Raw genomic sequence first — 25962 nt, 5'->3', positions numbered from 1 at the left:
AATGATGAAGAGGTTCGCTCATAAAGTTGCATATATCGCTGGTGGTATCATTATAGGAATAGTTTTTTCGACAACCGCAGGGGCGTTTGCGGATCAGGTCAAATCGCTTGTTGGGAAAAAGGTTACAGGAGAATATACAATTGTTGTTGATGGCAAAAAATTATCTGACAAGGGAGCTGTGATTGATTCTAAAGCTAACGTTCCGGCTCGCGCCTTGTCTGAAGCATTGGGGGCTGATGTATCAGTGGAAGGCAAGACAATTAATATAACGTCAATTTCTAAGACTGATCAGAATGTAGTGATCGATACAAAAGCGAATGTCAATAACAAGTATATTGGAGATACAAAAAGAAGTTTAGAACAACTTAAAGAAAGTATTTTAGCAAACATATTAAATCCAACAAATGAAGGTAAAAATAAAATCCAAACAGATATCGAAGAATTAAAAACTTTTGGTGCAAATGATGCAGTTGCTGCAAAAGAAAAGCAACTTGCACAGTATAACGAGGACATTGAAAAATATGAGAAGGAATTAAAACTAATTGATGAAGCATTACTTACTGCTAAATAAACATAGAAATCTAAATTTGAAATTGGTGATAAAAGTTGGCAGGACTTAAAGAGATGGTTGAATCATTTTCAAGTTTGACTGGGAGAGCATTGCTATGGCGGGTAGGAGATAGCACGAAAAGTGGTTACATAGCCGAAGCTAAGGATATTATCTTAGACGGTGACACTTTAGTGCTTATTCTATTTGATAAAGATGATTTAATAATATCTAATGAAACTAGAATTCAGGATTTTTATGAAACAAAATCAAAGTTTCAATTCACGGTAAATTCAATTAAATACACATTGTTCAGAGAATATGAGGGCGATGATGATTTTGAAGAAGAATGGGTTCCAAAAGCAAGATGTGCAAAATGTCATAGAGTAGTTGTATTTAGAGGCGAGTGTTATTGTAATAAAAATGATTTGAGTGTGACATTGTCTGTAATTGAATTTACTAATGAGTTCAATTACAGATGTCTCCTCTTTAATAAATTTGGATCGGAACTATTCGAGACTTCATATGGAACGTCACCCTCAAATGCTTGGAATAAGATCAACAAAGATGAATTTTCGTATTTTGTTGATATAATCAAAACTGAAAACGGTTTTTATTTTGAGGAGGAATGGATTGAAATTGCGTCTGAAGTTACAGATAATAAAACTAATGAAACCTCTTATTACTTTTGTAGCAAGTGCTATTTAAACACAAAAGTATACTATTACGAAGATCGATGGCTATGTAAGCCGTGTCAATTAGCGTTAGAAAACAAAAAGAAAGGGTACATTTAAGTTTATACTTGATGATCCGTAGTACAGAAGCATTAATAATCAAATAAGATGAATCTATAGAAAGCCCTATTCCTTAATTGGAAGGGGCTTATTTTCGTATAGAGAGGAGGAAAGGTCTTGGCAAAGATGACACATACACTCCAAGTTGAAATGGATTTGAATAAACCGGTTGAAGAACTGACCCAAGTAATCTCTGCGGTTCTTAGCTCGCATCCACTTAATCAAAAAGAGATTCTGACAGCTTTAGATTTGGAGATTGGGAATGCACTGGCAGCAATTGAGATTCAAGAATAAAAAGAATGCACAAAGACAATTGAATAGGGCAGGAAACATTTCCTGAACAGAGAGATGGGGGAAAACGATGGAAGCCATACCAGGAGGTGTGAATGACATGCAGGATGTGAACACGATTGTTGATTTAAAGGTCCAATTAGCTCGGATTGAGGAAGCGTTGAAACCTTTGGCTGCTTTGGCTCCGGGCGTAGCTGAAGTCAGAGAAATAGCCAAGGAAGCATTGCAGGCGGTCCAACAAATGACTCTTCGAATTGTTGAGATTGAATCCGCTCTGAAGAAGACAGCCGATGTTGCTCATGATGCAAAGCGTGATGCAGCAGATGCATTGTCGCGTTTAAATAAGCATGACGAGGACCAAAAGTGGTTGAGACGTACCGTGTACGGAGCGGCTTTAACTGGAGTAACTGGACTTATTGTTGCGGCTGTATGGGCCGGAATTAAGCTAGGAGGAATGTAATTGTGGAATGGGAAATTATTAACGGCTTGATCGATGCGAAATTAATTATTGTTTTGGCAGCATGTTGGGTCATCGGCTTTGTGTTGAAGAAGACACCAAGGGTACCGGACTGGACGATTATTTTTATCGTTACTGCGGTAGCAATCGTGTTTGTGCTGTTGATGTTGGGACTTTCGGTGGAAAGCGTGGTTCAAGGCATCTTAGTTGGTGCTGTGGCGGTCTATGGTAATCAATTGGCTAAGCAGACTCAAAAGGGAGCTGATCGGCAATGACTCTCACATTGGATTATGTAATGAGTAAGTCTGCTGCCAGGCTGACAGGTTTATTGCCTGTCGTGCGTACAGCTACGGAGCGGCTTATACAGCGCTCTTTTGCTATTGGAATCCCGATAGTCATCACGCAGGGATTGCGGACCATAGCAGAGCAAGACGCTTTGTATGCACAGGGTCGAAGCAAGCCAGGGAAGGTTGTAACTAACGCACGCGGTGGATACAGTTATCACAATTTTGGTGTGGCCGTGGATTATGTGTTGCTCATGCCTGACGGTAAATCAGTAAGTTGGGACACAGTGCGGGACGGCAACGGAGACAAACGGTCTGATTGGCTCCAGGTCGCTGAGATCGGCAAGGGGTTGGGCTTCACATGGGGTGGAGATTGGGCGAGCTTCCCTGACTATCCTCATTTGCAAATGGACTTTGGTTTATCAACAGTGCAATACCGTTCTGGGCAGCGTCCAACACAGGCGAAAATTAATGCTGTTATGGCAAAATTACAAAACAAGGAGGACAAACCAATGACGTCAGAAGAAAAGAAACAAATGGAGGAACTAAAGGCTACAGTTGAATCTCAGGCCAAGTGGATCGCGGCTCAGAAGGCTAAAGAGAACATGGAATGTCCTAAGTGGGCAGAAGAAGCTTATGAATATTATGAAGAGTGTATAACTGATAATAAAGGATCTTATGATTTCTGGCGGCAAATCGTCATTATGTACAGAAATGAGAATAACATTAGAAAATAAGTGTTTTTTAATTACGTTCCTAACTCTTAAAAATAGGAACGTAATTGATACATAAAGAGTCTTTTAGACCTATTTTGGTTATTGTTTAGGTATAAAGAATTAGATTTGAATAATGTTTTTTTAAGTGTATAATGGATTTATTTACAATCAATATCCGCTAGGAGTGAATATCATGGATCCCATGGGAAAGATATTCTTGACCACCTCAACGTCATACAAACTCGATCAGAATGACATAAGTAATGACATAGCTTTTTCAAAACAAAAATACGTCATAATATCTTATGATTATGTTTCGCCTAAAGGTTATACAAAGATGCTAAATGAAACCTTCTCTTCTGGATTAAAGCAGGTAATTTTTACACCATTTAAATTCCAAAAAGTAATCGAGAGATTAAACAACATGAATCTGAGAGTAAATTCGTTTGAATTTGACCCTCCGTTGGGAGACGAAGATCAGCAATATATTAACGATTTACTTAGGGGGGACGACTATAACAGAAAGGACCTTGGAGGTTTATTCAAAGAGATTGAAAATTTTGATGAAAAAATGAGTATTATACCCAAGAAAATATCTTTTTCTAACCAACTAGGCAACCACTGTTCTATTTACAACAATGGCACTGTTTTGGTAGAGGATGTTCAGGATTATGAAGCTATAGATCCTATAATTAGTTCGGTTATAGGTGTTTGAATGAAGAAAACACTTAACATACTGAAATATATTCTCTCTATTAGTGGGTCTCCAGCGACACTTGCTATAATGTGGTTTTTCGATATAAGACCATTCTCTTATATTTATGATTCTTTTAAAATTAGCAAGGATATCCCTGATAATGGAATGATTGCACTTGACCTCGCGTTGCTACTTCTAATTTATAATCTTCTCATAAAATGTTTTGAATGGATTTTGACTAAGATAGAAAAGCCAATATCAATTTCTTTCGCAATCATTGACCAGTCGCATCCAGATAAAAATAATTCAATAACGATTTATGCTAATGAGCAAAAGTTACACAAGCTCACATTGAAAGTTCAGGTCAATTATAAACATCTATATATGAAAAAGCTGACGAAACCTTACTTAGAAATACACTGGAGCAGATGGATCACACTAGAAATAAACGAAAGTAAATCTGCCCAAATGGGTGGAACAATGAATGAGAATGATTGGAAGGCACCCTTATTGTACTCAATTGGAGAAATGGAGCATGAGATGCATTTTGATGTTCCTATGTACATTACACCAAGCGCAACTTTTTCGAAAAAGGCATATATTATTCCAAAATTGAATTTCGATGACAATAAAGCCTTTTCATTTCTTGTCAAGTTACTTATGATAGAGGTGAAAGAAAAAAAGTTTGAGATTATTTTAAAAGAAGGGTAGTGTATGAATGTTTACAGCACAGATTGTGAAACTTAATGAGATTGATAGCTTAAGACAGGCTGCAATAATCTTAGAAAGCAATTCAATTTTAGATGACACTGTAGATCACGATGATTGGCCTGCGCATGAACCTTTGACTAAACGATGGTTAGGTGTAGATCAATTTGATTTGGGGATTAGTGAGCTAATGGCTGGAACTAGAGAGACTGTTAGATTTATAATTGCTCATGGTCATAACGAACGTGCTAAAAGAGAAAACGGTTGGTATGATGGTGATGTGTTTATAGAAGATAAGTCAGAACGTATTAATACTGCTAAATTTAATTCCATTTTTTTTGAGATGGGAGACTTTGTTTATGTGGCAGTTTTGATGCCGTTAAGCGCCAATTTAAATACATACATAAATGATTTGCTTCCTGAAGAACTTTGGGGTTCTAAGACTAGAGAACCCATAGATTATAAACTCCATCAAGATTTTTATTACTGGTTATTGAATGCCTTTACTAGGAATAATAGAGTAGCTTCCAGCAATCCTGTAATCTATATTCGTTCTTGGACTGGATTCCATGGGACTACTCAAGACACAATTCACAGAATGTCAGGTGAAGGAGAGAGGATATCCGCAATTTTAAGTACTTTGGCATTCTTGTTTTCAGACGATCCTTTTAAATCGCTCAGCTTGGCTATACAATACGAGAATGAAAGGATTCCTGTCCATTTAGGAGAGACCGGCTATCTTACTATTAGCAATTACGAGTACGAAGGAATGTTCTCAAATGCTTATCATGGAACTTCTAGAGAAATTCTCTTAACAATATTAATGTACACAAAAGTATTGCCTGACTTGTTCAGGTCATATGAACTGTCAAAAGAAGAAGGACGTTGGAACGAGACGACTAAAGAAGAGTTTAGGAACTCAATTGGAGACCAAATTATCAGTAGAGTAAGATCTGAATTGGAAATTTCAGTTTGATTGCATTGGACACCCTAACAGAAAGCAAAAGGAAGTAACAAAAAGTCTCTCTTGTCAAATGATAAGAGAGACTTTCTATTTACTGTGGTAGATTACCTGAACCTACATACTTACCTTTCTTGCTGTCCCATTTATAGTTTGCAACAGCGATCTCCCATCCACCTTCTGGGTAGTGGCTCTTCCACAGTTGCATTATTTCCCCGGTTTTCGAAATATTTATCCCAACATCACCCATAACAGACAACTTCTTTTTAAGAGTACCATCCTGATACTTGTAAACGAGCAGTTCAGTATTCGAGGGTAAATAGTCCAGAGTAACAGCTACATGCTTTTCTTTAGCCGAAATATTGAGGATATGAATTGTAGGTTCTTCATCGCTATAGTAATTTGTATCTATAAGTACGATAACTCCTTTAGAGTTAATCAAATAAAAATTGCCTGAGTCAGTGATCAACAAGTGTTCTTTCTTATTGTCTCCGTTGAGATCTAATGATTTACTGACTGTTACATGCTCCCTAGGGAATTTCTTCTCTAACAATGTCTTTGGATTTACTGTAGCAGCATCAACGTAAGATGGATTAAAAATGAATCCAAACATTGTTACGGCACAGAGTAAAGCTAGTACTCTTTTCATAGTAGTCTCCTTTATAAATTATTTCTCTTTTGCGTCACTAGCACTGAACATTATTCCAATAGCATCAGATCCAGTTATTCTATAACGAATTCCGTTTAGTTCTGTTGATTCATTAATTGTTGTCCAATCCACACCTTCATTAAGAATACCCAGGTCATCAAGAACATTACCAACAGCTTTTGATGGTGTGTCTGGATTGGTTGCGAGTATTACCAAACCGATAGTTAAAACAAGATCTGTTCCAGATGAAAGAGTGCCATTACCTTGACCTATCATCATTACATCACGTAATGATCCGTCTGCTTTGTTTACTGATCCGGCTATAGCTATGTAATCTGTGGTCATATACTGGAATACATCTTGAGCTGGTCCAGTTTCAATGTTTAATTTCTTGCCAATTTTCAGTTTGGAGTTATTAAGCTCATCTGCGCGTTGATTGAACGATTTACGAAATTCTTCCGGAGTCATTCCCAAAGTTCCTGGTATTTTGTCTTGCTTCTTTACACTCTCTTTTGCTACCTTAACTTCCTCGGTCTTAGTTGCAGATTTTTCAGCAACAACAGTTTCTGACTTGGTTTCAGCCGGAGTGGAAACTTCGGTTGCTGCAACTTCTTCTTTTTCAGTTTTCTCCTCATCTTTGTTGCCGAAGATACCTCCCACTATAATCACAACAATAAGCCAAAACCACCATTTTTTCTGAATAGGCTTTTTCAATCTTCTTCCTCCTGATATAGTAATAATTAACAACAGAACATAGTCTATCAGAACTAGGTATAATTTTCTAAAAAAATGTCTGGATGTGGGAGAATGAATACATATAGAGTACTGCAAACAGATATGGATTTCCTCACGGCAGCCTTAATACAGGTTAGGGTATCCGTCTGGCATGTTTTAGACGATCGAGAGAACATCATTGACTATGGCGGTCCGGTGGAGTCTTATACCGAAGTATCCATTAAGATCATGGGGAAAAGATACTTTCGTGATAAGTTTGAGTTTAGGGTACAAAAATAGGAGCCATATAGTGGCTCCTTTGTTACCAATCTCTTAAAAACTCCATGAAACCCAATATAAGTAATAGACCACCAGCCACAGAAACAACTCCTGATATAAAGCTGCCTATTATAGAATTGGCGACTACATTTATTTGTCCAAAATTATCTCCACAATAAGGACATATAACGGCAGTTTTAGATACCGAATTTCCGCAAGATCTGCAAGGTTCCATACTTGATAATTTACCTCTAATGGCAGCCCTTATATTTCGGAACGTAGCAAGAAACAAACCAGCAGCTAAACCGAAAAACAACAGAATAAAGCTTGAAAACATAATTATTCCAATAATAAAAGCTATTTTCTCTTCCATATATTCCTCCAACTATGTAATCAATCCAGAATAGTCTATCAGACCTAAGTGGTTATTTCCATATAATTCTGAGTTGTAAACGACAAAAAAGAGTGACGACCTACAGTGTCATCACTCTTTAATTCTATTCCTAATTTACTTCCTTTAAAAGCTCATCAGAGTTATTCCTCACATTTCCAACTTCTTTAGGGACCTTATAAGCTCTCATCTCAGAAGCCTTGTATGGATTTAGCAATCTGAGTAAGGACTGCACATCATCATTATCTCTTCCTAGCCATTCCGCCTCATCGTCAGGCCGCAGAATAACCGGCATGCGATTATGAATGTCCTCCATTAGACTGTTCGGTTCCGTTGTGATGATGGTACACGTGCTCAACTTGTTTCCATCCGGATCTGTCCATGTATCGTACAGGCCAGCAAGCGAGAATAAACGGTCATCCTTCATCAGAATGCGCATTGGTTTCTTTTCCGTTCCTTCCTTACGCCACTCATAAAATCCGTTCGTGGGGATGATGCAGCGTTTGGAGCTGATTAGACGTTTGAAGGAAGTCTTCTCGGTTAACGTCTCAGCACGGGCATTAATCATCTTGTTCCCAATCTTGTCATCCTTGGCCCAAACGGGTACCAGGCCCCATCGGAGTGAACCCAATCTATTTCCGTCCTTGCTGCCGATGATTGTCGGAATGTACTGCATGGGTGCTGCATTGTAATTAGGTTTGTACTCAAAGCCATCAGCTATAGATGCATAGTACCTGTCCATTATGGCGTCTAAGGGATCAGTAATTGTAAATCTTCCGCACATAGTAATGCCTCCTTTGAGACTCTATACTATTTAATTTTACTCAAATATTTAAGAATAGAAACGGGTAATTTGTGGAGATGATCATCCAATATAAAATAAAAATGCAATAAATTAGATGATATTTATAGATCAGCAAGTTTATGTTTAGACGTTAATCCTGTAGGTCGTTATAGTTAGTTCTATAATAAAGAATAAGGAGATTAACGATGAAAAAAAATTGTTTGGCATTTTTGACTGTTCTGCTTATAATTCTGTTGTTTTCTCATTCAACAACAGGAGCGGCATCTCCATTAAGTAATAAGGTAGATGGAATGCTTGGATTTTCTCCACCCAATGGAACTGAAGTAAAGGCAAGTAGCGAGTATTCAACATACATTGCGAAAAATGTGATTGATGGTAAGCTGAAAAACGAATGGAATGCAGGTACATATAGAGGTACCATTGAACTAAAATTTCCCGAAGCAATTGAATTTAACTTTGTTCATATTAGCACTGCAGCAGAACCGATAAGGTCCGTTACATATCAAATCTATGGATTAAAAGATGGCACTTGGACTGCTATTAGCCCTAAAGAAACCCAAGCACTTTCAGAAAGATTTAATACACCTCCACCGGTTAAAGTTACGCAAGGAGTATATGAGGGCATAAAGATTGAGGGGGATGGTGGTTCTTCTTGGTTGGCAATCGATGAAATTACATTAGGCAGTTTTGAATATATCAAACTAAATGGTTCTATCACAGGAACTACTGCTACCTTAAATTGGAATACAATTAACGATGCTACAGGATATAAAATTCAATATGGTACTGAGTCAGGAAAATACACAGATTCGATTACAGTAGAAGGGAAGGATAGCGCAACTTATAAAGTACCAAATTTGGAGTTCGGTAAAACTTACTACTTCCAAATCGTAGCTATTTTCAATGGAGTAGAAACAGTTATTTCGAATGAAGTAGCATTAACTATAAATAATGATAACACCGAGACACCAACACCGGAACAGCCTGCAGGTGATCGTGCAATCCTTGTCGTGACTATGACTACCGGTCTTGAGAAAGAGTTTGACTTGAGCATGAAAGCAGTAAATAGTTTCATTGATTGGTATGAAACAAAACAAGCAGGAAGCGGAAAAGCATCATACGCGATTGATAAGCATGACAATAACAAAGGTCCGTTCAAGAGCCGTAAAGACTACATCCTGTTTGATCGAGTCCTGACGTTTGAAGTAAGCGAATACTAAGCAGTCAATACAAAAGGCTCCGCAACTCAATGCGGAGCCTTTTTTGCATTATCTCAGACAATAAATCGATCAAACACAGGGATACGCAGCAAGCCTGATTTGGTCCAGTTGCGCATTTTAACTCTGGCCTGAATTCGAGGTTCAAGGTAAACGTTGTTCTTGTCTTCACCTGTTATCAGCTGCTGGCAAACTCCACGGAATGCTTGCTTATGTTTTGTACTGGGGCCATGCTCAATAATTCCCACTGGGCGCATTCTGCCAGTTGTATCTGGCACAGCTGCAAACCATCCAAACTCAGTTTTCTTGTATCCTGTGATAAACACATCAGCATAGGACCAGTTAATAACCTTCAGCCAATCCTTTGACCGTCTGCTGACATACTGGCTATCTTTGCGCTTGCCAACTATACCTTCCATACCCATAGTCTCTATCTGAGCGTACAAATCTTCTCCAGCGCCTTCTATGTGCGGTACGATGCCAAAGGAGGGAGAGGGCAGAGTAATGCTATGTAGAATAGCTTTACGTCCCATGAGAGGTAGTTTACGCAAGTCCTGACCTTTGTACTGCAGGATATCAAATATGGCAAACGTGGCCGGAAGCATCCGAGTGAGTTGTTGTATCTTACTATCCTGTTTAGTACTGAAGCGGCTCATGACTGCTTCGAAATCGTTCAATCCAGTTGTCGGATCGGCGCATGCTACTTCGCCATCCAAAATGATGTCGGAGTCAAACGGCAACTGTAATTCCGGGTACTGACGAGTACAGTCATTATTGTGACGTGTATATAACCGGACATTGCCGGACTGTTGCGAATATATCAACCGATGTCCATCAACCTTCGGTTCAAAAAGGTAATCCGAATGAGAGAAGGGACCCGGTGCTGTTTCAAGTAACATAGGACTTATGAACATAAAAACACCTCAACCTAATTATAGCGTTTTGCCATAAAGGGTTGAGGTGGTAAGTTATGGGATATGTAATTTCAATTCTATGTTGTTTTTGCGATGATCTCATCTAAAGTTAAATCTATGTAATTGATCCACCAAGAAGCAGAGATCTTTTCCTGGAGCGGACCTAACTTTTCAAGAGAAAGAACTTTGTCATAAGCCTGATTAAAAAACAAATATTAAAATTCCTGCTGCACTCATTCCTCTCCGATCAGACTCAGGTGAAAACGTCGCCATACACCAGCTATAACTCCATATATATCCATGTGTCTAAATTAGGAATGAAAGGTACTGTTGACTTATTGTTAGTGGGGCTTTTTTCTTTTATATGAAATACATAAGGGTATTAGGAATCAGTTGTATATTAGTTAATAATGCCCATGGTTTATTGTGGTAATTTTATAGATAATAATATTTGTATGATCAAAAGCTTGAATGGAGGGTAGAAGGGCACAAATATACTAATCCTTTGGAGGTAAGATAATTCATGAAACAACTATTAAGAAAGAATTTCGCCTTGTTATTAGCTTTAGCACTTGTACTGGGACTTTTCCCTAATTCAATTAGTGCAGAAGAAGATAGCAATCCAAATAACAACGAGAATGCTATTTCATCTGAAATAAATCTTGATCCTGTTGTTGATCGAGATCTCGTTGATGATTTCAAGGAAAATAGTGATGTTCCTGACATTTACGGTACAACTCCAGAAACTACTTATACATTTGAAGTAAATGGAGAAACAATTCAACCAGGTGAGAGTATTTATATTTATTCCTCGCCTGATATGCAACAGCCGTTAATTTCAACAGAAGCAAATTTAGCAGAAGTATCTGCAACATCAAAAGTTTCTCCTGCTGCAGTGGGAGTAAATTCAATTGGTATTCAACCTGTTTTGAACCCAAAGGGAGGCACAAGTAAGATTACTGCTGGGTTGGGCGTTACAAAGGTAGTCGGTTCCAAACCTGTCTTAGTAGGTGTAAACTACGTTCTAAAAAAAGCTATGACTAAAGGAGGTACGCCACAAGTCGTATCTAGAACCTCAGATAACATCACATTTCCAGGGCTTGGATCGTCAACTCAGAAAAACATCGCTTTATCAGGTGTAGGTTATTACTCGGTTACTTTTGAAGTAAGTGTGCACTACCCAAAAGAAATAGTTCCTTTGGTATCTTCGTCTTCAACGCTACTACTTAGTAGAACAGCTCGCCCTTGGCCTGGGGACTATGTTGACCCTGTATCAGGAAAAAGAATTACAGACCCAGTTAGTTTGACTTGGGCAAAAACCTCTACTCCTGTAGATTGGACTGATAAAGAACGCAGACCATTTAGACAGTGGTACCAAAGAACGTACAACGTACCCAATTATAATTGGGATTTAGTTGATATACATCACATCAGACCTAGAGAGTTTGGTGGCACCAACGATAATAGTAACTTAATCCCGTTAAGCAAAAATGTCCATAAACTTTATACATCTTTCTTTGCTGGATATAAGTAAGAAAAGGAGAGTATGAATATGACTAATTCTGGAGTCAGTCAGTTTCTTAAGATTCTGATTTCACAAGCGGAAAATAAAAATTCTTTAAATGTGCTTCGAGGAGATGGAGAGCTCTATAAGGCGAAATTTGTTTTTCATAAGCCGGCTCTCCAAAATGATATCCATGCGCTTGAAAAAAAACATCAAATAAAGCTGCCACAAGATATTATTGAGTTTCTTAAGATAAGTAATGGTGCTTCATTGTTTGATACTGGCGATGGTGAATCGCTGGTTGTATATAGCGTAAAGGAAATGGATGAAGAAGCCGATTTTTATTCTCCAGATATTGCTCCAGGATTATTCCCCTTGATTAAATATGCGGGAGGCACGATATTTTTTGCTTCTCAGAAAGATAAAAGAAATTTGTTCTTAGGATCATCTGGATCAGATTTTGATTATTTGGGTCTCACCTTTGCTGAATTATTAGAATACTTTATACGAAGCAATGGAAATTATTTTTGGGAGTGGAGTCCTTTGCTCGCATGTAGGACTCTTGATGAAGAAGAAGTTAAGTTTAAAGATTGGCTTGAATTATAATAAAAAGGTTCACCAGCAATTATTTGCTAGTGAACCTTTTTATTTATATATTTTGAATTTGGTATAAAGAAGCCCGGTCTCTGGGGGTCTCTGGGCTGGGTATTTTTTTCTGTTGAATAACGAACATACATTCGCATATAATGAAAATACAAACAAATGTTCTGTGAAGTTGGAGGGGTGAACATGCCAGTGAAATACTTGGGTTGGTTGGTTGAAATTATCTATGAGGATCAAAGTGGAAAGATCACCAAACGACGTATCCAGGTCAAGAGCATACGGTCGGGGATGATTAGAGCTGATGATCTATTGTCCGGAAAGCCACGTACGTTTAGGGAATCTGGTTTACTGGCATGCCGTCCAATAAGAACGACAGCATAGGGGGATTCAAAATGTTGACGGATTATCAAAGGAAGGTCCTTCGGATCTTATATAACTACAAAGGTGGACGGCGTAGGTTTCCCACTATTCACGAGCTAACGATTAAAACAGGGAAGAATAAGCCAGATATCATGGCTGCTTTGGACGCTCTTATATTCGCGGAATACATCCATTGGGAAGATAGGTCTGACACGGCCAACATAGTGATCTTGGAAGGCTGGGAACGTGAGGGAGAACGTCCCAAGGTGGACCACACACCATCGTCTGGGAACATTGACTATTGGACTCAATATTAAGGGGGGCTTATCATGCGTAGCAGACTGAAGGAAAACGGGTTGTATGAGACATCCAGGATGATTATGCCTGAACATAGAGAGGCATGGTTGGCTCAATGTGAACAACAGAAGAGACGCGGTAAGCCAGATCTGGACGATCAAGAGATACAACAGATCAGTGAAGTTTTAGTGGAGTCCTATAGTAGTAGCCGCACAGTTGATCTGGTGTTATTCAGCCCATTCGATGATGAGGATGTTTCCGGGATAGTTGTTGGACTAAATACGTCTCATCATAGAGTTAAGTTGATGTTAGAAGAAGAATATAGATGGATTCAGCTTGCGGAAATTATATCTGCATCTGTATAGCATTTGTATGAATTTGGCTATGGAATTGCCACGTTGTCCTTTATAATAACTTTAAAAGTTATTTTAATTAGGATGGTGCCAAGTGGGGGTAATTGCTTATATCTTGATAGGTGCATTTGATGTATTTGCTGTCCTGGCACTGATGTTGAGGCTTTATCGTTTGCCAGTAAGGGATAGATTTTGGGAAAAAATCATCTTTTCTGTTCTGGCCGCAGTAGCATCATATTTCATAAGGATTGTAATTGGAATACCTATGATAGATACTGCTGTGTTAATGCTCCTAGTTATACTATTTATGCGTTATGTACTGGAGATCAAACTATTTTACGCGGCTCTCATGTCTAGCGCAGGTATGAGCGCGTATGTTGCTATTCAATTAGCGTTAGCTATGGGTTACATGGCTATCGGTGGCAATGCGCAGGCCGTTATAGTTGAGACGCATGGATACAAAGTTCAATTGCTTCAAATTACAGCGATATGTATTGCGTACATTGTCTCGTCGATAATGACGCTGTTCCGTTGGGGATTCTCATTTGTACCTCTACCACCGCACGATTTCAATATTGAATTGGACTACTCTAAGAACAAGGGTCTTTTGATTACAACTATCGGTGTTCTAATCTTCATTTCATTCGCTATGGTGTTATTGCTGAATTACATGATTGTGTTGTTGGTTCCAGCAGCCTTGCTGAGCTTCGGTATATCATATTACTTTTCAAACCGGAGGGATCTCCAAATTGATTGAATTGGTATCACGTAAGTTTGCAATGTCAGTTAAACGTGCATATCCGCCGGCCAATGAGGAAGTAATAGCTTATGAGGTGGGACGGCAACTAAATCTTTATTCTATTGTTATATTGACAATAGTTTTTTCATTGTTAATAGGTCAATTAATTGGGTCGATTGTTGCCATGTGCACCTTTGCATTTGCCAGAAAAATTACTGGTGGGTTACACCTTAAGTTGACTCTGTGTACAATAGTTACTGTGTCATTATTCATAATAGCACCTGTAATTCCCATGAGCACATTTAGTGTGGTAATATTAAGCGTGCTAGTATCCTTTTTTTACATGGGACTTAGAAGAGAACAGTCACGTTGGTTGATAGTGATCGTCAGCCTGGCTAACGTGAACATTCTTTCTTCAGAAATTACACTTGTGCTTATGGCGCAATTATTGTTGGTATGGGCGGCCAAGATAAAAGGAGGTGAAAACGTACATGAATGAAAAAATTGCCAAAATGTTATCTCTTAAAATCGAGCAAGATGCAGCCGATAAAGTAGATAGCAAGAAAGTGTTCATCGGATCACAACCAGTTCCGGAGGCGCTTAAAAAGAAGAAGCAAAAGTAGAGTGAATTATGGATGAATTAAAGCATCATGTGGCTGGATCAAGAACGGTTGATGGCAAAGAAATTGGAGAGTATGATTTCTATAGTTTAGCGGAACTTTGTTACATAGATATGTTCTCTCCTAAAAAGAACTACCTTGTCCCTCACTATCATACGAAGCAATTATCCTTCAGTGATATTCGCACGTTTGAAGCATCTAAAAAGCTTTATCCGAATCTGGTGCAATTAGATAGTGGTTTACTAGTTAACATGGATCAAGTAGAGAAGATAGAGGAAACGAGGTTCGGCCTAATGGCTCACTTTTACGGTGGACTTCAACGAGAAATAGCGAAGAACAAGATCCACTTGGATTTTGTTAAAGACAAGCTGAAATGAACCCGAGTTCTTCGAGAATCGGGTTTTTTTGTACCATGAATTAACAAAAGTGTCAAGAAATTTCGATACTAGGTACGAAATACTGAAAGCATCAGGGGCTAGACGACACTCTTCGACATATTCCACTATTTTCATGTGCTATGCTTTATTTGGAAGTAGAGGGGAGGGGTTGAAAGAAGTTGTTAGATGATTTTTACTATAAAAAGTATCTACCCGTCGATACTTTTTCCCGGGGGGACGCCTGCTTATAGGCGTTAGGGTTCGATATGCCAGATATACAAATCCTCAGCGTGGCAGTCGAGGATTTTCGATATAAGAACAGCGGCTTCGTAAGGCATTGGCTCACGATTATTGGCCCAGTTAGAGATACGTTGTGGCGTATACCTGGTTCTCCGAGATAACTGTGCTTGAGTCGTACGAGCCTCCTTAATCCTAACTTTAAGCAGACATCTGCCCCGGGAGATTTTACTCACTTCTTATTCTCCTTATACGGGGTAAGACTATTTAGTTTCGAGAGACATTATAACATGGTGGTAATATCAGGTAAACCCTATACTATGACAGCACATCACATACATCGTGGGAGAGATAATTATGCAAAGTCCGGAGAGAGATTTTTTCCAAATAAAAGATACTGACAAATTCAAATTTATTCTTGAAGGAGGAACCGTAGAAGAGTTGAAAGTAGGGAACATGTTGGAGAAAGAGTGGGAGTATGATGGGAAGAAAATATCCAATAAAAACTTAGTGAAAATTCTCAATTTTATTAAGAACATAACCTTAGCGGATTGAGGCCAATAAAATGCTTTGGATCAAAGTTTCCTAAGCTATTTATTGACCGCATTTTGACCGCGCATTCTGAAGAAATAGGAATAATTAAAAGAATATATAGTTTATGATTTTTATGAAAACCGTAGTGAATACTATATAAAAGTATTTAAAAATACGTAGAAAATGATACTGGCTTTGTACCGTACACAAGTCCACCAATGGGAACGCGATCAATATATTACGTTGTACTAATAGCTCAATCCCTTGGCGCTCTAGCGCTGAGGGGTTTTTCTTTTTGTGGGCAAGTGCCTATATATTTAAAGAAAAATCAAAGTGCCCACAAAATGCCCACAAAATATTTTTCTATTCGAAAATTTCTTCAGTGAATTTCTCAAATCTATCTATATTGCTTTTCTGGATCTTGCCAGAGATGTGGGCATAGTTGACCAAAAGACAAGCAAAAGCATTAGCTAGTTATTGTGAGTGGATAACAGTATCTGGATTAAAGAGTTCTACGGTTTAATTTTGAATTTAAAAACGCTCTGTCAGAATATACTGGTCAGAGCGTTTTTATTGTTTTTGAACGAAAGATGTAGGTTTTCGGCTAATAATTAAAATGGAAGTGAAACAAATATTAGTTGTAACATGCTAATTTAAAACATCTCTTTCTGGTAAAGTAAAGACTAACTTATAGTCCTTATTGTTAAACCTTTTTTAATGGTTTAAGGCGTTTCTCCCGAGCCTACATATTTGCCCTTCGTACTATTCCACTTATAATAGGCCACAGCAACATCCCAACCTCCTTCAGGCAAATGACTTTTCCAAACTTGTCTGATTTCACCTGATTTTGATATCTTAATACTTACATCGCCAACAATAGTGAGTTTCTTTTTAAGGGTTCCATCCTGGTACTTAAAAACAAATAATTGTGTATTGGAAGGTGGGGAGTCTAACGTTATAGCAACATGTTTCTCTTTTGAGGAGATATTAAGTAAATGGAATGTTGGCTCTTCTTCGTTGTAATAATCTGTATCTATAAGTACGATAACTCCTTTAGAGTTGATGAGATAAAAGTTGCCTGAGTTAGTGATCAATAAGTGTTCTTTCTTATTGTCTCCGTTTAGGTCTACTGACTTACTGACTGTTACACGTTCTCTAGGGAATTTTTTTTCTAACAAAGTCTTTGGATTTACTGTAGCTGCATTAACATAAGATGGATTTAATATGAATCCAAACATTGCCACGACACAGAGTAGAGCTAGTACTCTTTTCATGATGATCTCCTTTAAAATTTATTTCTCTTTTGCGTCACTAGCACTGAACATTATTCCAATAGCATCAGATCCAGTTATTCTATAACGAATTCCGTTTAGTTCTGTTGATTCATTAACTGTTGTCCAATCCACGCCTTCATTAAGGATACCCAGGTCATCAAGAACATTACCAACAGCTTTTGATGGTAAGTCTGGATTGGTTGCGAGTATTACTAAACCTATAGTTAAAACAAGATCTGTTCCAGATGAAAGAGTGCCATTACCCTGGCCTATCATCATTACATCACGTAATGATCCGTCTGCTTTGTTTACTGAACCGGCTATACCTATGTAATCTGTGGTCATATACTGGAATACATCTTGAGCTGGTCCAGTTTCGATGTTTAATTTCTTGCCAATTTTCAGTTTGGAGTTATTAAGCTCATCTGCGCGTTTATTGAACGATTTACGAAATTCTTTCGGAGTCATTCCCAGAGTGCCTGGTATTTCTAAGTTCTTATCCTCTTGCTTCTTTACATTCTCTTTTGCTACCTTAACTTCCTCGGACTTAGTAGCAGATTTTTCAGCAATAACAGTTTCTGACTTGGTTTCAGCCGGAGCGGAAACTTCGGTTGCTGCAACTGCCTCTTTCTCAGTTTTCTCCTCATCTTTGTTGCCAAAGATACCTCCCACTATAATTACAACAATAAGCCAAAACCACCATTTTTTCTGAATAGGCTTTTTCAATCTTCTTCCTCCTGATATAGTAATAATTAACAACATAAATAGTCTATCAGACCTAGGTATATATTTCTATAAAAACGTATGGATGTAGAAAATGAATACATATTGAGTCTTAGATACAAACGAAGAGTTCTTTGTCGCAGAATTATCCCAAATACGTGTCTCTGTCTGGCTTGTGAAACCTGGTCGAAAGATAATTATGGACTATTGTGGAACGTTGGAAGCGTATAGTGATGTGTCTGTAAAGATTGCTGGGAACAGATATTTTAGAGACCAGTTGAATTTAGAGCGGAAAGAAGTGGATAACGGTTGATCTTAAAGGCATTATCTTGAGCAATTAAAGAAGAGGTTTAATAAATCAAAAGTTGCTGGAAACGAATAACTCGATTGTTATCCAGGGGAAATCCATAAAAAACTTGGTTTCAAGAATCGCGATAACTGGAGATATAACCTCATCTGAGAAAAGCGGAAAACCTGCTCTGACTAGTCCCTTACTTTCAGCTTCCTTAATAATGGTTTTATTGAACGTTAAGTATAAAGGAGAATAGAGTAATCTAAATTTTCAAGAAATTATATAATGTAAGGCTAATTTCATATGTTAAAAATAGTATATCCGAACCATTCCTCTTATTCCATTATATTACTATAATTGAAATAGACAAAAAGAGAGGATGATTTTATTTATGAAAAAATCTTTATTGGTAATTTTTACTTTATTATTAGTGCTTGCTTTCCCTGTTTCTTCGTTCGCAGCTGAACCGACGGAAGCACTGCCAGACCAATTCACATCAGAATTTCTACTTGTTGAAAAACAACAAAATGACCCTGACGTAGTTTCTACGCAAGCAACGCCTAAACCAGCTGGATATGGAACTATCCTTTGTAAGGCTATAGGAAGCGGGAAAATGGAATGCAACTGGACAATCAAAATTACTAAGTCTGGTGAAGCGATCCAAAAAGCAGCGTTGGTATTTGTAATTGATAACTTTGATGGAAAAGAAGTAGGTAGAAGAAATGTGACAGTCGAACCACTAGGTACTAATTACAATACATTGCGTGGGCAAGAAACATTTACCCCAGGTAAAGGTAAATTTAAAGTTCATAAATATGGTGCAGTTGAGGGAAGAAAGGCTATATATGAAATTGTAGCTGTAACTGCAGATGTTATTGAAGTAAAATAACTATTAAATAGAATTGCGAATGAACACTGTCCTACTACAAGGCAGTGTTCATTTAATTAGGAGAGATGAAACAATGTTGTTGAATGTTTTTAAGGTTATAGATCTCATAGAAAGAAACGATGTAGAAGAGAGTTTTGATGAACCAACATTTGAAATAAAAAGATTGAATGAAGAACAGAGAACAGATTTGTCTTACGAATTTAAAGATAATACACTTTTACAATGGGTAATTATTCCTTTTTTAAATGCTGGAGACAGAGCGATAATGCAAATTCAGATACATTCACAAGAAACTGAACTCTTTCTCAGAGAACATATAATTCCTCATTTCGAAAAAGTTGAGGCTATTTATCTTAACGGAGAATTAAAAGAAATACAAATAGGAGAGATGAAAGACTCTTCTAAGAAAAGATTTCAAGATCGTGCTAAAACGACTGCTGATGTTAGCGATGTAATCAAAGATTTTTATTTGAAAGAACAAATTATCAAAACGGAGTCAATTCAATGCGTCGATTATGTGATGGACATTAAACAATTCCGTTCTTGTGTAAAATTAGAGAATATTGAGGAGGATCTATCTTTAGCAAAATATTTAAAAGAATCAATTACATTAAACAATGGAAGTTTGTTTTTATCTCCATTAAATTGGAGGTTTGACGATGAACTTTTATCATCATCTGCGCTTGAATATTTTTCTCGATTTGCTGATAGGATCTACGTTACTGTTAATGAAACTAATGGTCATATTAGATCCATTGAACTAATGTAATAAAGTTGGATAAAGAAAAGCCTTGCAGCCTAAATAAAGCTGAAGGTTTTTTTGTTGTTGATAAAAGAACGTATGTTCGCATATAATATTGATGAGGTGATTTACATGTTAACGGATTATCAAAGGAAGGTCCTTCGGATCTTATTTAACTACAAAGGTGGACGGCGTAGGTTTCCTACAATCCATGAACTGACTGTCAAAACAGGCAAGCATAAACCAGACGTTATGGCTTCTTTGGATGCTCTTGTGGCTGCGGAATACATACATTGGGAGATAGGTCTGACACGGCTAACATAGTGATCTTGGAAGGCTGGGAACGTAAGGGAGAACGTCCTAAGGTAGAACACGCACCACCGTCTGGAAATATCGACTATTGGACTCAATACTAAGGAGGCTTGTCATGCGTAGCAGACTGAAGGATAACGGATTGTATGAGACATCTAGAATGATTATGCCTCAACACAGAGAGGCATGGTTGGCTCAGTGTGAGCAACAGAAGAGACGTGGTAAGCCGGAACTGGACGATCAGGAAATGCAACGGATCAGTGAAGTACTTGTTGACTCTTATAATAGAAGTAGTACGGTTGATTTGATATTATTTAACCCTTTCTTCGAAGAGCCGCTCTCAGGAGTAGTTATGGGATTAAACTCTGCACGGTATGAAATAGAGTTGATGTTAAAGGATGAGTTCCGCTGGGTTTCTTTAGCCGAAATTGTCTCTGTTAATTAATGAGATTGTATCGCTTTAGAATTGCGAGCTTATACTTTATAATATCTGTATAAGCATATTATTTTAATTAGGAGATTTTTGATTTAACCAGCGTCATATGTCAGAGTAGTAATGCAATAAAAGTGAGTATATGAAACGAGTTTCTTCATTATAATAAGAAAAAAAGGGCGCCCACAAAAGCGCCCACAAAATGCCCACAAAAGTCTGAATAATTATGATTAGTTTTGAAAAGCTGATCACTGATAATACTTGTTTTAAGCCGATTTCTTATGGTGGATGATTCACTTTGAAAGCATGGAACATAAATAGAACACAAGTCCACCAATGGGAACGCGATCAATATATCACTTCGTACTAATTGAAAAAAACCTTGTAACTACGGGGTTTTGAAGGAATGAGCCGGGGGACGTTTTGAGGGAATTGCACTTCTATTGAGGTTGCGTCCCCCTAAACGTCCCTCGGTTTTTGATTTTCTGAGCCAAAAATACGGGAAGTGTACTCTTCATATTTATCAATGTTACGCTTCTCTAGCTTTTTAGAAATATGAGCATACACATTGGATGTAATTTGCACACTGCCATGCCCAAGCTGCTCTTGTACAAATTTTATTTCGGCCCCAGCTTCAAGCATGATCACGGCATAGGTATGTCTGAAGGAATGGATCGTTAAATCCTCACTTAAACCCGCTTTTCTCAAAATTCTCTTCGAAGCATTAAAAAGACTAGATTTAGGCATCGGACTACCATCATTCCTGCACAAGACGAGATTTAAATCGTGTCTGTACATGGACTCCCCTAAATTGATCTTATTTTGATTCTGCCATGAAGCATGATACCTCAAATCATTTATGATGGCGTTACTTACACTAATGGTGCGTGTAGATTTTTTTGTTTTTGTATCTCCGAAAAGTTCATCCTCGTCTGCGGCTTGAAAATCGAGTGTTTCATCCACGCGGATCGTCTTTTCTTTGAAATTGATATCCGACCACCTGAGAGCGGCAGCTTCACCTTTTCGTAAACCCGTTTCAATAAGCACTTTGAAGAAAATCCAATAAATGTACCCATACCCTCGAGCCGTATGAAGAAATTTGGGGATGTCTTCTGAATCAATGAATTGGATCGTCTTCTTTTTGTGCGCTCCTTTAATAATTGAACCTTTACATGGATTGCGTAATATTTTTCCTTGAATCAGTGCATGTACCATGGCTGAGTATACAGTAGAGTTGATGATCTCAACCGTACATTTGCTGAGTCCCTTTTTAAATAAAGAGTCTAAAAAGACCTGATACATATCTGGTTTTAAATCTTTGAGCATCAGACGCTTAAAATAAGGTTTGATATGGGTATTAAGGTTGTTTTCATGTAGTTTGATCGTATTCTTTCGTACAACTTCTTTTTTGTAGTTATTTATCCAATTTCGAATTTAATCGACCAAAGGAATGTCGCTCTGTTCGAACCCTTGCTTTAGCTACCTTAAAAATTCAGCAGCAGCTAATTCAGCCTCTGGTTTAGTTCGAAAACCCGCTTCGGATTTCTCTTTTTGTTGTTGAGTGAACGGATCGGTGTATTTTAACCGATACCTCCAGCCACTTTTTAATTTCTTAAAACTTGCCAATTTCATTCCTCCCTACTAGAAARAGGAGAAAGAGCTTCGAATTAAAGCCGGAAAAGATATTTTAAAGAAATCATCAAAAAACGAGCCTTCGGTAACTAAGGCTCGTTTGTGCAGGAGTCATATTTGGCTCCAATAACTATGTTTGGATTAGTGCAGAGGTTTGTTGCGGAAAAGTAACTAAAACAATTCCACCCTATTTCACAGGATTTGACCATACTTTAGCTTTAAAGTTCTTGTCCTTGGTTCGAGACCAGAACTTGTACCGATTGCCGAAAAGGAAATGATCTGATTACCGATTAGATAAGTATTTAACTACTTGTCACTGCTCTAATTCATTAAGCTAGCGGGCAGTTTAGTTTAAGATTAACTGCGGTGAACCATATCATCGCTAGTGATAAAGCAGAGAATTGAACTGGATATCGCATCGGCAACGCTGAGTTTGCAGGAAGGAGCTTAAAGTATTCACGTACTCGATACATGTGGAGTGTCTAATATTGATGGTCCGTAAGGAATAGATGAGATGTGACAGTTTAGCTCAAACGACTTAATTGTATAGTGTTGACACTTCGCCCACTTGGAGTAATATGTTACTATTGAGATAGCATTCTATTTCCGATGAAGATAGTTTGAATGTTATTTATGAAGGAGTTGACAATGTTCGAGATATGTTCTATGCAAAGTCTATTTTATGAACAACGGCGGTTGTTTGTATAGAGCTAATAATATAAGTAACCGCTTAAATCCGGATAGATAATTGTTATAGTGTAGACTTTGCTACCTTAAAATTCAACTATTTTAAGGAGCGGCTATCATGAGATATGTAAATGCCGACATCATCTTTCCGGAAGAATTACTAAATGAAATACAAAAGTATATGAACGGTGGATTGGTTTACGTCCCTAAATCAAAAGGTTTGCGTTAAAAATCGGGGTGAAAATTCAGGCAGCAGAAAAATTATAATCTTAGAAATGGTGAAATCCGGCGAAAGTTTCTCGATGGTGACACTATCGAGAAACTTTCAGATCGATTTTTCCTTTCAAGCGATACTATTAAAAAGATCGTTTATACAAAATAATAGCTTAACCAAAGTCGCATTGGAAGAAATCCTAATGTGACTTTTTTGTGTATAGTATAGTTTAAATTGTTTATTACATATTTTCAAGCTTTTACTATCGTTATAATAACATATAAGAGAAGTAGTTGATTTACTTCATAAAATAAAAACTGCAGGGGGATAACAAATGAATGATTTTTTTAGATTTGATACTGATGAAGAACGGCGGGCGTTATTAATCAGAGCAAGGAAAGTCGCTTTATCTGCAATTCAAAAGTATAACTTAGAATGGGATAACATCCAGTTTATTCAACTATCCGATACGATCACGTATAAAATTGAAACCAGTACAGATAACAATTATTTACTTCGCATTCATTCGGACCGATTAAGCAGAGAGGAAATTCGTTCGGAGCTGCTACTGTTACAAGCCCTGAACAAATCGAAAGATCTAAATGTACCAGAAGGGATGGCAAATTGTGATGGTATTTATGTATTGGACATCGAAACAGAGACAGGATATAGGCGCCCTTATATAACGATGATGCGATGGATAGAGGGTGAAAAAGCAGCAGGTGAATTTACAGATAGTCAAGCATATAATATGGGTGTATTGATGAGCAGGCTCCATGAAGCAGCAAAGGATTTCAATCCACCTTCTGATTTTGTAAGACCTACTTGGGGCGTAGAAAGTTTTAAACGTGAAATGGCTAAGTTGGAACGTTACTATGAGCGTTTTTTATCCGAAGAGGGATGGAAGCTGTATCAAGATGCAGCTGAGAAGGTTGTATCCCAACTTACCACTATGCTTCCAAGTGAACATAACTATGGGCTCATTCATGCTGATTTACATACCGGTAATATGGTTTTTAGAGATAATCAACCCTATCCGATTGATTTTGGAAGATGTGGGTACGGATATTATCTCTATGATATGGCAGGTACCATATTGGAGCTTTGGCCAAAGCATCGATGGATGCTTATCCAAGGTTATGAGAGCATGAGGAAGTTGGAAAAGGACTATATTCGCGATCTGGAATGTTTTTTTGTCATGTTCATGATCGAGAACACCTGCCATCACTCCTCTGATCCAAGAGAAACAACCAGTTTAATCGATGAACAAAAGTATGCCCAAGCATACATAAGAGAATATTTAAATGGTAATCCATTTTTATTCGAAGTGATCGAGCCTGTAAATGTGGATTAATACTAACCGATACCGGGCTAAAATAATGATATCTTATGGTGATGATTTACAATAGGTCGCTGTTTAGAGTGTTTGTTCATATCATCAAGTTTTAAAAACGTGAGATATGACTTCGAGTTTATATAAGATCTACTTGTGTACTTAGCGCTGAAACTTTTCTGTTTATTATGAAGATTTATGCTTATTCATGAAGTTTGTCCGATCCAGTTGTTCTTCAGCTTCTCTAGTTCCCCTTCATTTTCGGGGTATATTTTGACGGAGCTGTTTGGGTCGTTTCGTGATTATTTAAACTGGCATTGAGTTGGAATGAAGGCGACTCGAATTGGTGGGTCGTCTTTTTTCTTTTCTAGGGGTTTGATGGTTTGCGCCGAATGTTCAGTTCAGCGAGATGCCAAAAACGGTTGAGGCATTATGGAAGATCGAGCTTTTATATGGAAAGCATCCGTCCTATACGGAGCGTCCAGAAGGGGTAGCTGTAGGAATGATGGGAAAACTTCTGATAAGAGATGATGGCACATCTCGAGAGAACGGGTACTGTATAGAACGTTATTTCTTTTTTTGTGTATGTAAAACCGCCTTACAGCGGTGTAAGCGCAAGTTAATCAAAGTATCGAACAGAGCAGTAAAATGTTGTTGTTGAAAGATGTAAAAAGGAAAATCTTCGAATTAGTAACAGAAAAGATATTTTACAAGATACATCAAAAAACGAGCCTTTGTATATAAGGCTCGTTTGTGCAGGAGTCATATTTGGCTCCGAAAGTTATGTTTAGTCTACTACATTTGTTTTATCGCTGAGAAAGTAACTATAACAATTCTACCCTATTTCAGAGAATTTGACCATACTTTAGCTTTATAGTTCTTGTCCTTAGTTCGAGACCAGAACTTGTATCTTGTACCAAGTGTCGGAATAGAGATGTGTCTAATAATTGTGCATTTAACTGAAAATATCATTTAGTATCCTAGCGCATGAGAAGTTACATATTATTATATAGCAACTGAAACGCTGAGATAGGGAGTCAGATATTAAAAAACGAAATATAGTATTGAAAATAGCTGTTGAGCAAAGGGAATTATACTGGTTATAGCTATCATCATAAATATTATTTAAAAACTTTAAGGTATATAAGATAAATTATACCAAATTTATCTTATAATATTTTTGAGTTGGAAATACAATACTTGATTCTGTGAACAAGAGGTGAGAGCAACTATGAAAAATAGAAACATAACAGGTATTGTATTGGCTATAATCTATTGCATTGTTCTTTACTTTATTTTAATAGATTCTCCGCCTGGTGAAGCTCCAAATAATCCGTTCTGGGTTTATTTGTTTATTCCAATTGGGTCTATTGTGATTACATC

At 37.6% G+C, this 25962-nt stretch carries 31 protein-coding genes and 1 pseudogene; 23 read left to right on the top strand and 9 right to left on the bottom strand.

Going from position 1 to position 25962, the window contains the following annotated elements; translation table 11 throughout:
* Window positions 1-4 precede the first annotated feature (4 nt).
* From AC1DE7_RS10010 to AC1DE7_RS09970, 9 genes are all read left to right on the top strand, one after another.
* Window positions 5-571, top strand: a complete 567-nt coding sequence (locus AC1DE7_RS10010; protein ID WP_127549822.1) for a stalk domain-containing protein — start codon at window positions 5-7, stop codon at window positions 569-571.
* A 35-nt stretch (window positions 572-606) separates the two neighbouring features.
* Entirely contained in the window at window positions 607-1341 is a 735-nt protein-coding gene (locus AC1DE7_RS10005) for a hypothetical protein (RefSeq protein ID WP_477534264.1), read from the top strand.
* Window positions 1342-1458: 117 nt separating this feature from the next.
* Entirely contained in the window at window positions 1459-1635 is a 177-nt protein-coding gene (locus AC1DE7_RS10000) for a hypothetical protein (RefSeq protein ID WP_477534452.1), read from the top strand.
* Window positions 1636-1702: 67 nt separating this feature from the next.
* Window positions 1703-2092 (top strand): hypothetical protein, encoded by a 390-nt coding sequence (locus AC1DE7_RS09995; protein ID WP_477534263.1) that lies wholly within the window; start codon window positions 1703-1705, stop codon window positions 2090-2092.
* 2 nt (window positions 2093-2094) lie between these two features.
* On the top strand, window positions 2095-2364 hold the full coding sequence (locus AC1DE7_RS09990; RefSeq protein WP_477534262.1) for a phage holin family protein: 270 nt from the start codon (window positions 2095-2097) through the stop codon (window positions 2362-2364).
* A 20-nt stretch (window positions 2365-2384) separates the two neighbouring features.
* The gene (locus tag AC1DE7_RS09985) at window positions 2385-3110 is read left to right on the top strand and encodes a M15 family metallopeptidase (protein ID WP_477534261.1); all 726 of its coding nucleotides are present in this window, start codon (window positions 2385-2387) and stop codon (window positions 3108-3110) included.
* Between the two features lie 172 nt (window positions 3111-3282).
* The gene (locus AC1DE7_RS09980) at window positions 3283-3804 is read left to right on the top strand and encodes a hypothetical protein (RefSeq protein WP_477534260.1); all 522 of its coding nucleotides are present in this window, start codon (window positions 3283-3285) and stop codon (window positions 3802-3804) included.
* Window positions 3805-4497 carry a hypothetical protein gene (locus AC1DE7_RS09975; protein ID WP_477534259.1) on the top strand — a complete coding sequence of 231 codons (693 nt, stop codon included), beginning with the start codon at window positions 3805-3807 and terminating at the stop codon, window positions 4495-4497.
* Between the two features lie 7 nt (window positions 4498-4504).
* Window positions 4505-5470, top strand: coding sequence for a hypothetical protein (locus AC1DE7_RS09970; protein ID WP_477534258.1), 966 nt, complete (start codon window positions 4505-4507; stop codon window positions 5468-5470).
* A 79-nt stretch (window positions 5471-5549) separates the two neighbouring features.
* Here AC1DE7_RS09970 and AC1DE7_RS09965 read toward each other — a convergent pair whose 3' ends face one another.
* From AC1DE7_RS09965 to AC1DE7_RS09950, 4 genes are all read right to left on the bottom strand, one after another.
* A complete protein-coding gene (locus AC1DE7_RS09965; RefSeq protein WP_477534257.1) occupies window positions 5550-6104 on the bottom strand; it encodes a hypothetical protein in 555 nt (184 codons plus the stop codon).
* 18 nt (window positions 6105-6122) lie between these two features.
* Window positions 6123-6818, bottom strand: coding sequence for a hypothetical protein (locus AC1DE7_RS09960; RefSeq protein ID WP_477534256.1), 696 nt, complete (start codon window positions 6816-6818; stop codon window positions 6123-6125).
* A 322-nt stretch (window positions 6819-7140) separates the two neighbouring features.
* On the bottom strand, window positions 7141-7470 hold the full coding sequence (locus tag AC1DE7_RS09955; RefSeq protein WP_036674107.1) for a zinc ribbon domain-containing protein: 330 nt from the start codon (window positions 7468-7470) through the stop codon (window positions 7141-7143).
* 130 nt (window positions 7471-7600) lie between these two features.
* Complete coding sequence (locus AC1DE7_RS09950; RefSeq protein WP_477534255.1) at window positions 7601-8272, bottom strand: SOS response-associated peptidase; 672 nt, start codon at window positions 8270-8272, stop codon at window positions 7601-7603.
* Between the two features lie 206 nt (window positions 8273-8478).
* Between AC1DE7_RS09950 and AC1DE7_RS09945 the strand changes: the two genes are divergently transcribed.
* Window positions 8479-9513 carry a fibronectin type III domain-containing protein gene (locus tag AC1DE7_RS09945; protein ID WP_477534254.1) on the top strand — a complete coding sequence of 345 codons (1035 nt, stop codon included), beginning with the start codon at window positions 8479-8481 and terminating at the stop codon, window positions 9511-9513.
* 53 nt (window positions 9514-9566) lie between these two features.
* On the opposite strand, the gene AC1DE7_RS09940 is transcribed toward AC1DE7_RS09945, so the two are convergent.
* Window positions 9567-10424, bottom strand: a complete 858-nt coding sequence (locus tag AC1DE7_RS09940) for an ATP-dependent DNA ligase (RefSeq protein WP_477534253.1) — start codon at window positions 10422-10424, stop codon at window positions 9567-9569.
* A gap of 523 nt (window positions 10425-10947) precedes the next feature.
* Between AC1DE7_RS09940 and AC1DE7_RS09935 the strand changes: the two genes are divergently transcribed.
* From AC1DE7_RS09935 to AC1DE7_RS09900, 8 genes are all read left to right on the top strand, one after another.
* Window positions 10948-11958 carry an HNH endonuclease signature motif containing protein gene (locus AC1DE7_RS09935; protein WP_477534252.1) on the top strand — a complete coding sequence of 337 codons (1011 nt, stop codon included), beginning with the start codon at window positions 10948-10950 and terminating at the stop codon, window positions 11956-11958.
* A gap of 18 nt (window positions 11959-11976) precedes the next feature.
* Entirely contained in the window at window positions 11977-12534 is a 558-nt protein-coding gene (locus AC1DE7_RS09930; protein WP_477534251.1) for an SMI1/KNR4 family protein, read from the top strand.
* A gap of 183 nt (window positions 12535-12717) precedes the next feature.
* Entirely contained in the window at window positions 12718-12912 is a 195-nt protein-coding gene (locus tag AC1DE7_RS09925; protein ID WP_210108804.1) for a hypothetical protein, read from the top strand.
* Between the two features lie 308 nt (window positions 12913-13220).
* Window positions 13221-13553 (top strand): YolD-like family protein, encoded by a 333-nt coding sequence (locus AC1DE7_RS09920; RefSeq protein WP_017688018.1) that lies wholly within the window; start codon window positions 13221-13223, stop codon window positions 13551-13553.
* A gap of 82 nt (window positions 13554-13635) precedes the next feature.
* Window positions 13636-14298 carry a hypothetical protein gene (locus tag AC1DE7_RS09915; RefSeq protein ID WP_017688019.1) on the top strand — a complete coding sequence of 221 codons (663 nt, stop codon included), beginning with the start codon at window positions 13636-13638 and terminating at the stop codon, window positions 14296-14298.
* A complete protein-coding gene (locus AC1DE7_RS09910; protein WP_017688020.1) occupies window positions 14291-14779 on the top strand; it encodes an accessory gene regulator B family protein in 489 nt (162 codons plus the stop codon). Before AC1DE7_RS09915 ends, AC1DE7_RS09910 begins: the two co-directional genes overlap by 8 nt.
* Complete coding sequence (locus tag AC1DE7_RS09905; protein ID WP_017688021.1) at window positions 14772-14903, top strand: hypothetical protein; 132 nt, start codon at window positions 14772-14774, stop codon at window positions 14901-14903. Before AC1DE7_RS09910 ends, AC1DE7_RS09905 begins: the two co-directional genes overlap by 8 nt.
* A gap of 8 nt (window positions 14904-14911) precedes the next feature.
* On the top strand, window positions 14912-15277 hold the full coding sequence (locus AC1DE7_RS09900; RefSeq protein ID WP_017688022.1) for a hypothetical protein: 366 nt from the start codon (window positions 14912-14914) through the stop codon (window positions 15275-15277).
* Window positions 15278-15531: 254 nt separating this feature from the next.
* On the opposite strand, the gene AC1DE7_RS09895 is transcribed toward AC1DE7_RS09900, so the two are convergent.
* Window positions 15532-15750 (bottom strand): helix-turn-helix transcriptional regulator, encoded by a 219-nt coding sequence (locus AC1DE7_RS09895; RefSeq protein ID WP_017688023.1) that lies wholly within the window; start codon window positions 15748-15750, stop codon window positions 15532-15534.
* A gap of 121 nt (window positions 15751-15871) precedes the next feature.
* On the opposite strand from AC1DE7_RS09895, the gene AC1DE7_RS09890 reads away from it, so the two are divergent.
* Window positions 15872-16069 carry a hypothetical protein gene (locus AC1DE7_RS09890; protein WP_017688024.1) on the top strand — a complete coding sequence of 66 codons (198 nt, stop codon included), beginning with the start codon at window positions 15872-15874 and terminating at the stop codon, window positions 16067-16069.
* Between the two features lie 701 nt (window positions 16070-16770).
* Here the strand turns inward: AC1DE7_RS09890 and AC1DE7_RS09885 are convergent.
* Together AC1DE7_RS09885 and AC1DE7_RS09880 are read right to left on the bottom strand one after the other, a co-directional pair.
* On the bottom strand, window positions 16771-17322 hold the full coding sequence (locus AC1DE7_RS09885) for a hypothetical protein (RefSeq protein ID WP_477534250.1): 552 nt from the start codon (window positions 17320-17322) through the stop codon (window positions 16771-16773).
* Window positions 17323-17340: 18 nt separating this feature from the next.
* On the bottom strand, window positions 17341-18048 hold the full coding sequence (locus AC1DE7_RS09880; protein WP_282321084.1) for a hypothetical protein: 708 nt from the start codon (window positions 18046-18048) through the stop codon (window positions 17341-17343).
* 680 nt (window positions 18049-18728) lie between these two features.
* On the opposite strand from AC1DE7_RS09880, the gene AC1DE7_RS09875 reads away from it, so the two are divergent.
* The 3 genes from AC1DE7_RS09875 to AC1DE7_RS09865 all read left to right on the top strand — a co-directional run bounded on the left by AC1DE7_RS09875 (window position 18729) and on the right by AC1DE7_RS09865 (window position 20725).
* Window positions 18729-19226 carry a hypothetical protein gene (locus tag AC1DE7_RS09875; RefSeq protein WP_282321085.1) on the top strand — a complete coding sequence of 166 codons (498 nt, stop codon included), beginning with the start codon at window positions 18729-18731 and terminating at the stop codon, window positions 19224-19226.
* Between the two features lie 73 nt (window positions 19227-19299).
* Window positions 19300-19995: a hypothetical protein gene (locus AC1DE7_RS09870; protein WP_477534249.1), complete on the top strand. Its 696-nt coding sequence runs from the start codon at window positions 19300-19302 to the stop codon at window positions 19993-19995.
* A 400-nt stretch (window positions 19996-20395) separates the two neighbouring features.
* Window positions 20396-20725, top strand: coding sequence for a YolD-like family protein (locus tag AC1DE7_RS09865; RefSeq protein WP_477534248.1), 330 nt, complete (start codon window positions 20396-20398; stop codon window positions 20723-20725).
* Between the two features lie 447 nt (window positions 20726-21172).
* Here AC1DE7_RS09865 and AC1DE7_RS09860 read toward each other — a convergent pair.
* A pseudogene (locus AC1DE7_RS09860) lies at window positions 21173-22339 on the bottom strand (tyrosine-type recombinase/integrase).
* A 1241-nt stretch (window positions 22340-23580) separates the two neighbouring features.
* Here AC1DE7_RS09860 and AC1DE7_RS09855 point away from each other — a divergent pair.
* Window positions 23581-24600, top strand: coding sequence for a phosphotransferase enzyme family protein (locus AC1DE7_RS09855; protein WP_477534247.1), 1020 nt, complete (start codon window positions 23581-23583; stop codon window positions 24598-24600).
* The last annotated feature ends 1362 nt before the right edge of the window (window positions 24601-25962 follow it).

The organism is Paenibacillus sp. 10L310, from assembly GCF_056395745.1.
The sequence above is the reverse complement of the archived record's forward strand: the minus strand, read 5'-3'. Positions and strand labels throughout refer to the sequence as shown.

Coding starts and splice junctions, on each gene's coding strand:
- AC1DE7_RS09995 (WP_477534263.1), top strand. CDS start 1,703: ATGGAAGCCATACCAGGAGGTGTGAATGACATGCAGGATGTGAACACG.
- AC1DE7_RS10010 (WP_127549822.1), top strand. CDS start 5: ATGAAGAGGTTCGCTCATAAAGTTGCATATATCGCTGGTGGTATCATT.
- AC1DE7_RS09905 (WP_017688021.1), top strand. CDS start 14,772: ATGAATGAAAAAATTGCCAAAATGTTATCTCTTAAAATCGAGCAAGAT.
- AC1DE7_RS09870 (WP_477534249.1), top strand. CDS start 19,300: ATGTTGTTGAATGTTTTTAAGGTTATAGATCTCATAGAAAGAAACGAT.
- AC1DE7_RS09920 (WP_017688018.1), top strand. CDS start 13,221: ATGCGTAGCAGACTGAAGGAAAACGGGTTGTATGAGACATCCAGGATG.
- AC1DE7_RS09955 (WP_036674107.1), bottom strand. CDS start 7,470: ATGGAAGAGAAAATAGCTTTTATTATTGGAATAATTATGTTTTCAAGC.
- AC1DE7_RS09945 (WP_477534254.1), top strand. CDS start 8,479: ATGAAAAAAAATTGTTTGGCATTTTTGACTGTTCTGCTTATAATTCTG.
- AC1DE7_RS09970 (WP_477534258.1), top strand. CDS start 4,505: ATGTTTACAGCACAGATTGTGAAACTTAATGAGATTGATAGCTTAAGA.
- AC1DE7_RS09985 (WP_477534261.1), top strand. CDS start 2,385: ATGAGTAAGTCTGCTGCCAGGCTGACAGGTTTATTGCCTGTCGTGCGT.
- AC1DE7_RS09885 (WP_477534250.1), bottom strand. CDS start 17,322: ATGAAAAGAGTACTAGCTCTACTCTGTGTCGTGGCAATGTTTGGATTC.
- AC1DE7_RS09950 (WP_477534255.1), bottom strand. CDS start 8,272: ATGTGCGGAAGATTTACAATTACTGATCCCTTAGACGCCATAATGGAC.
- AC1DE7_RS09855 (WP_477534247.1), top strand. CDS start 23,581: ATGAATGATTTTTTTAGATTTGATACTGATGAAGAACGGCGGGCGTTA.
- AC1DE7_RS09980 (WP_477534260.1), top strand. CDS start 3,283: ATGGATCCCATGGGAAAGATATTCTTGACCACCTCAACGTCATACAAA.
- AC1DE7_RS09925 (WP_210108804.1), top strand. CDS start 12,718: ATGCCAGTGAAATACTTGGGTTGGTTGGTTGAAATTATCTATGAGGAT.
- AC1DE7_RS09875 (WP_282321085.1), top strand. CDS start 18,729: ATGAAAAAATCTTTATTGGTAATTTTTACTTTATTATTAGTGCTTGCT.
- AC1DE7_RS09865 (WP_477534248.1), top strand. CDS start 20,396: ATGCGTAGCAGACTGAAGGATAACGGATTGTATGAGACATCTAGAATG.
- AC1DE7_RS09930 (WP_477534251.1), top strand. CDS start 11,977: ATGACTAATTCTGGAGTCAGTCAGTTTCTTAAGATTCTGATTTCACAA.
- AC1DE7_RS09935 (WP_477534252.1), top strand. CDS start 10,948: ATGAAACAACTATTAAGAAAGAATTTCGCCTTGTTATTAGCTTTAGCA.
- AC1DE7_RS09965 (WP_477534257.1), bottom strand. CDS start 6,104: ATGAAAAGAGTACTAGCTTTACTCTGTGCCGTAACAATGTTTGGATTC.
- AC1DE7_RS09975 (WP_477534259.1), top strand. CDS start 3,805: ATGAAGAAAACACTTAACATACTGAAATATATTCTCTCTATTAGTGGG.
- AC1DE7_RS09890 (WP_017688024.1), top strand. CDS start 15,872: ATGCAAAGTCCGGAGAGAGATTTTTTCCAAATAAAAGATACTGACAAA.
- AC1DE7_RS09940 (WP_477534253.1), bottom strand. CDS start 10,424: ATGTTCATAAGTCCTATGTTACTTGAAACAGCACCGGGTCCCTTCTCT.
- AC1DE7_RS09900 (WP_017688022.1), top strand. CDS start 14,912: ATGGATGAATTAAAGCATCATGTGGCTGGATCAAGAACGGTTGATGGC.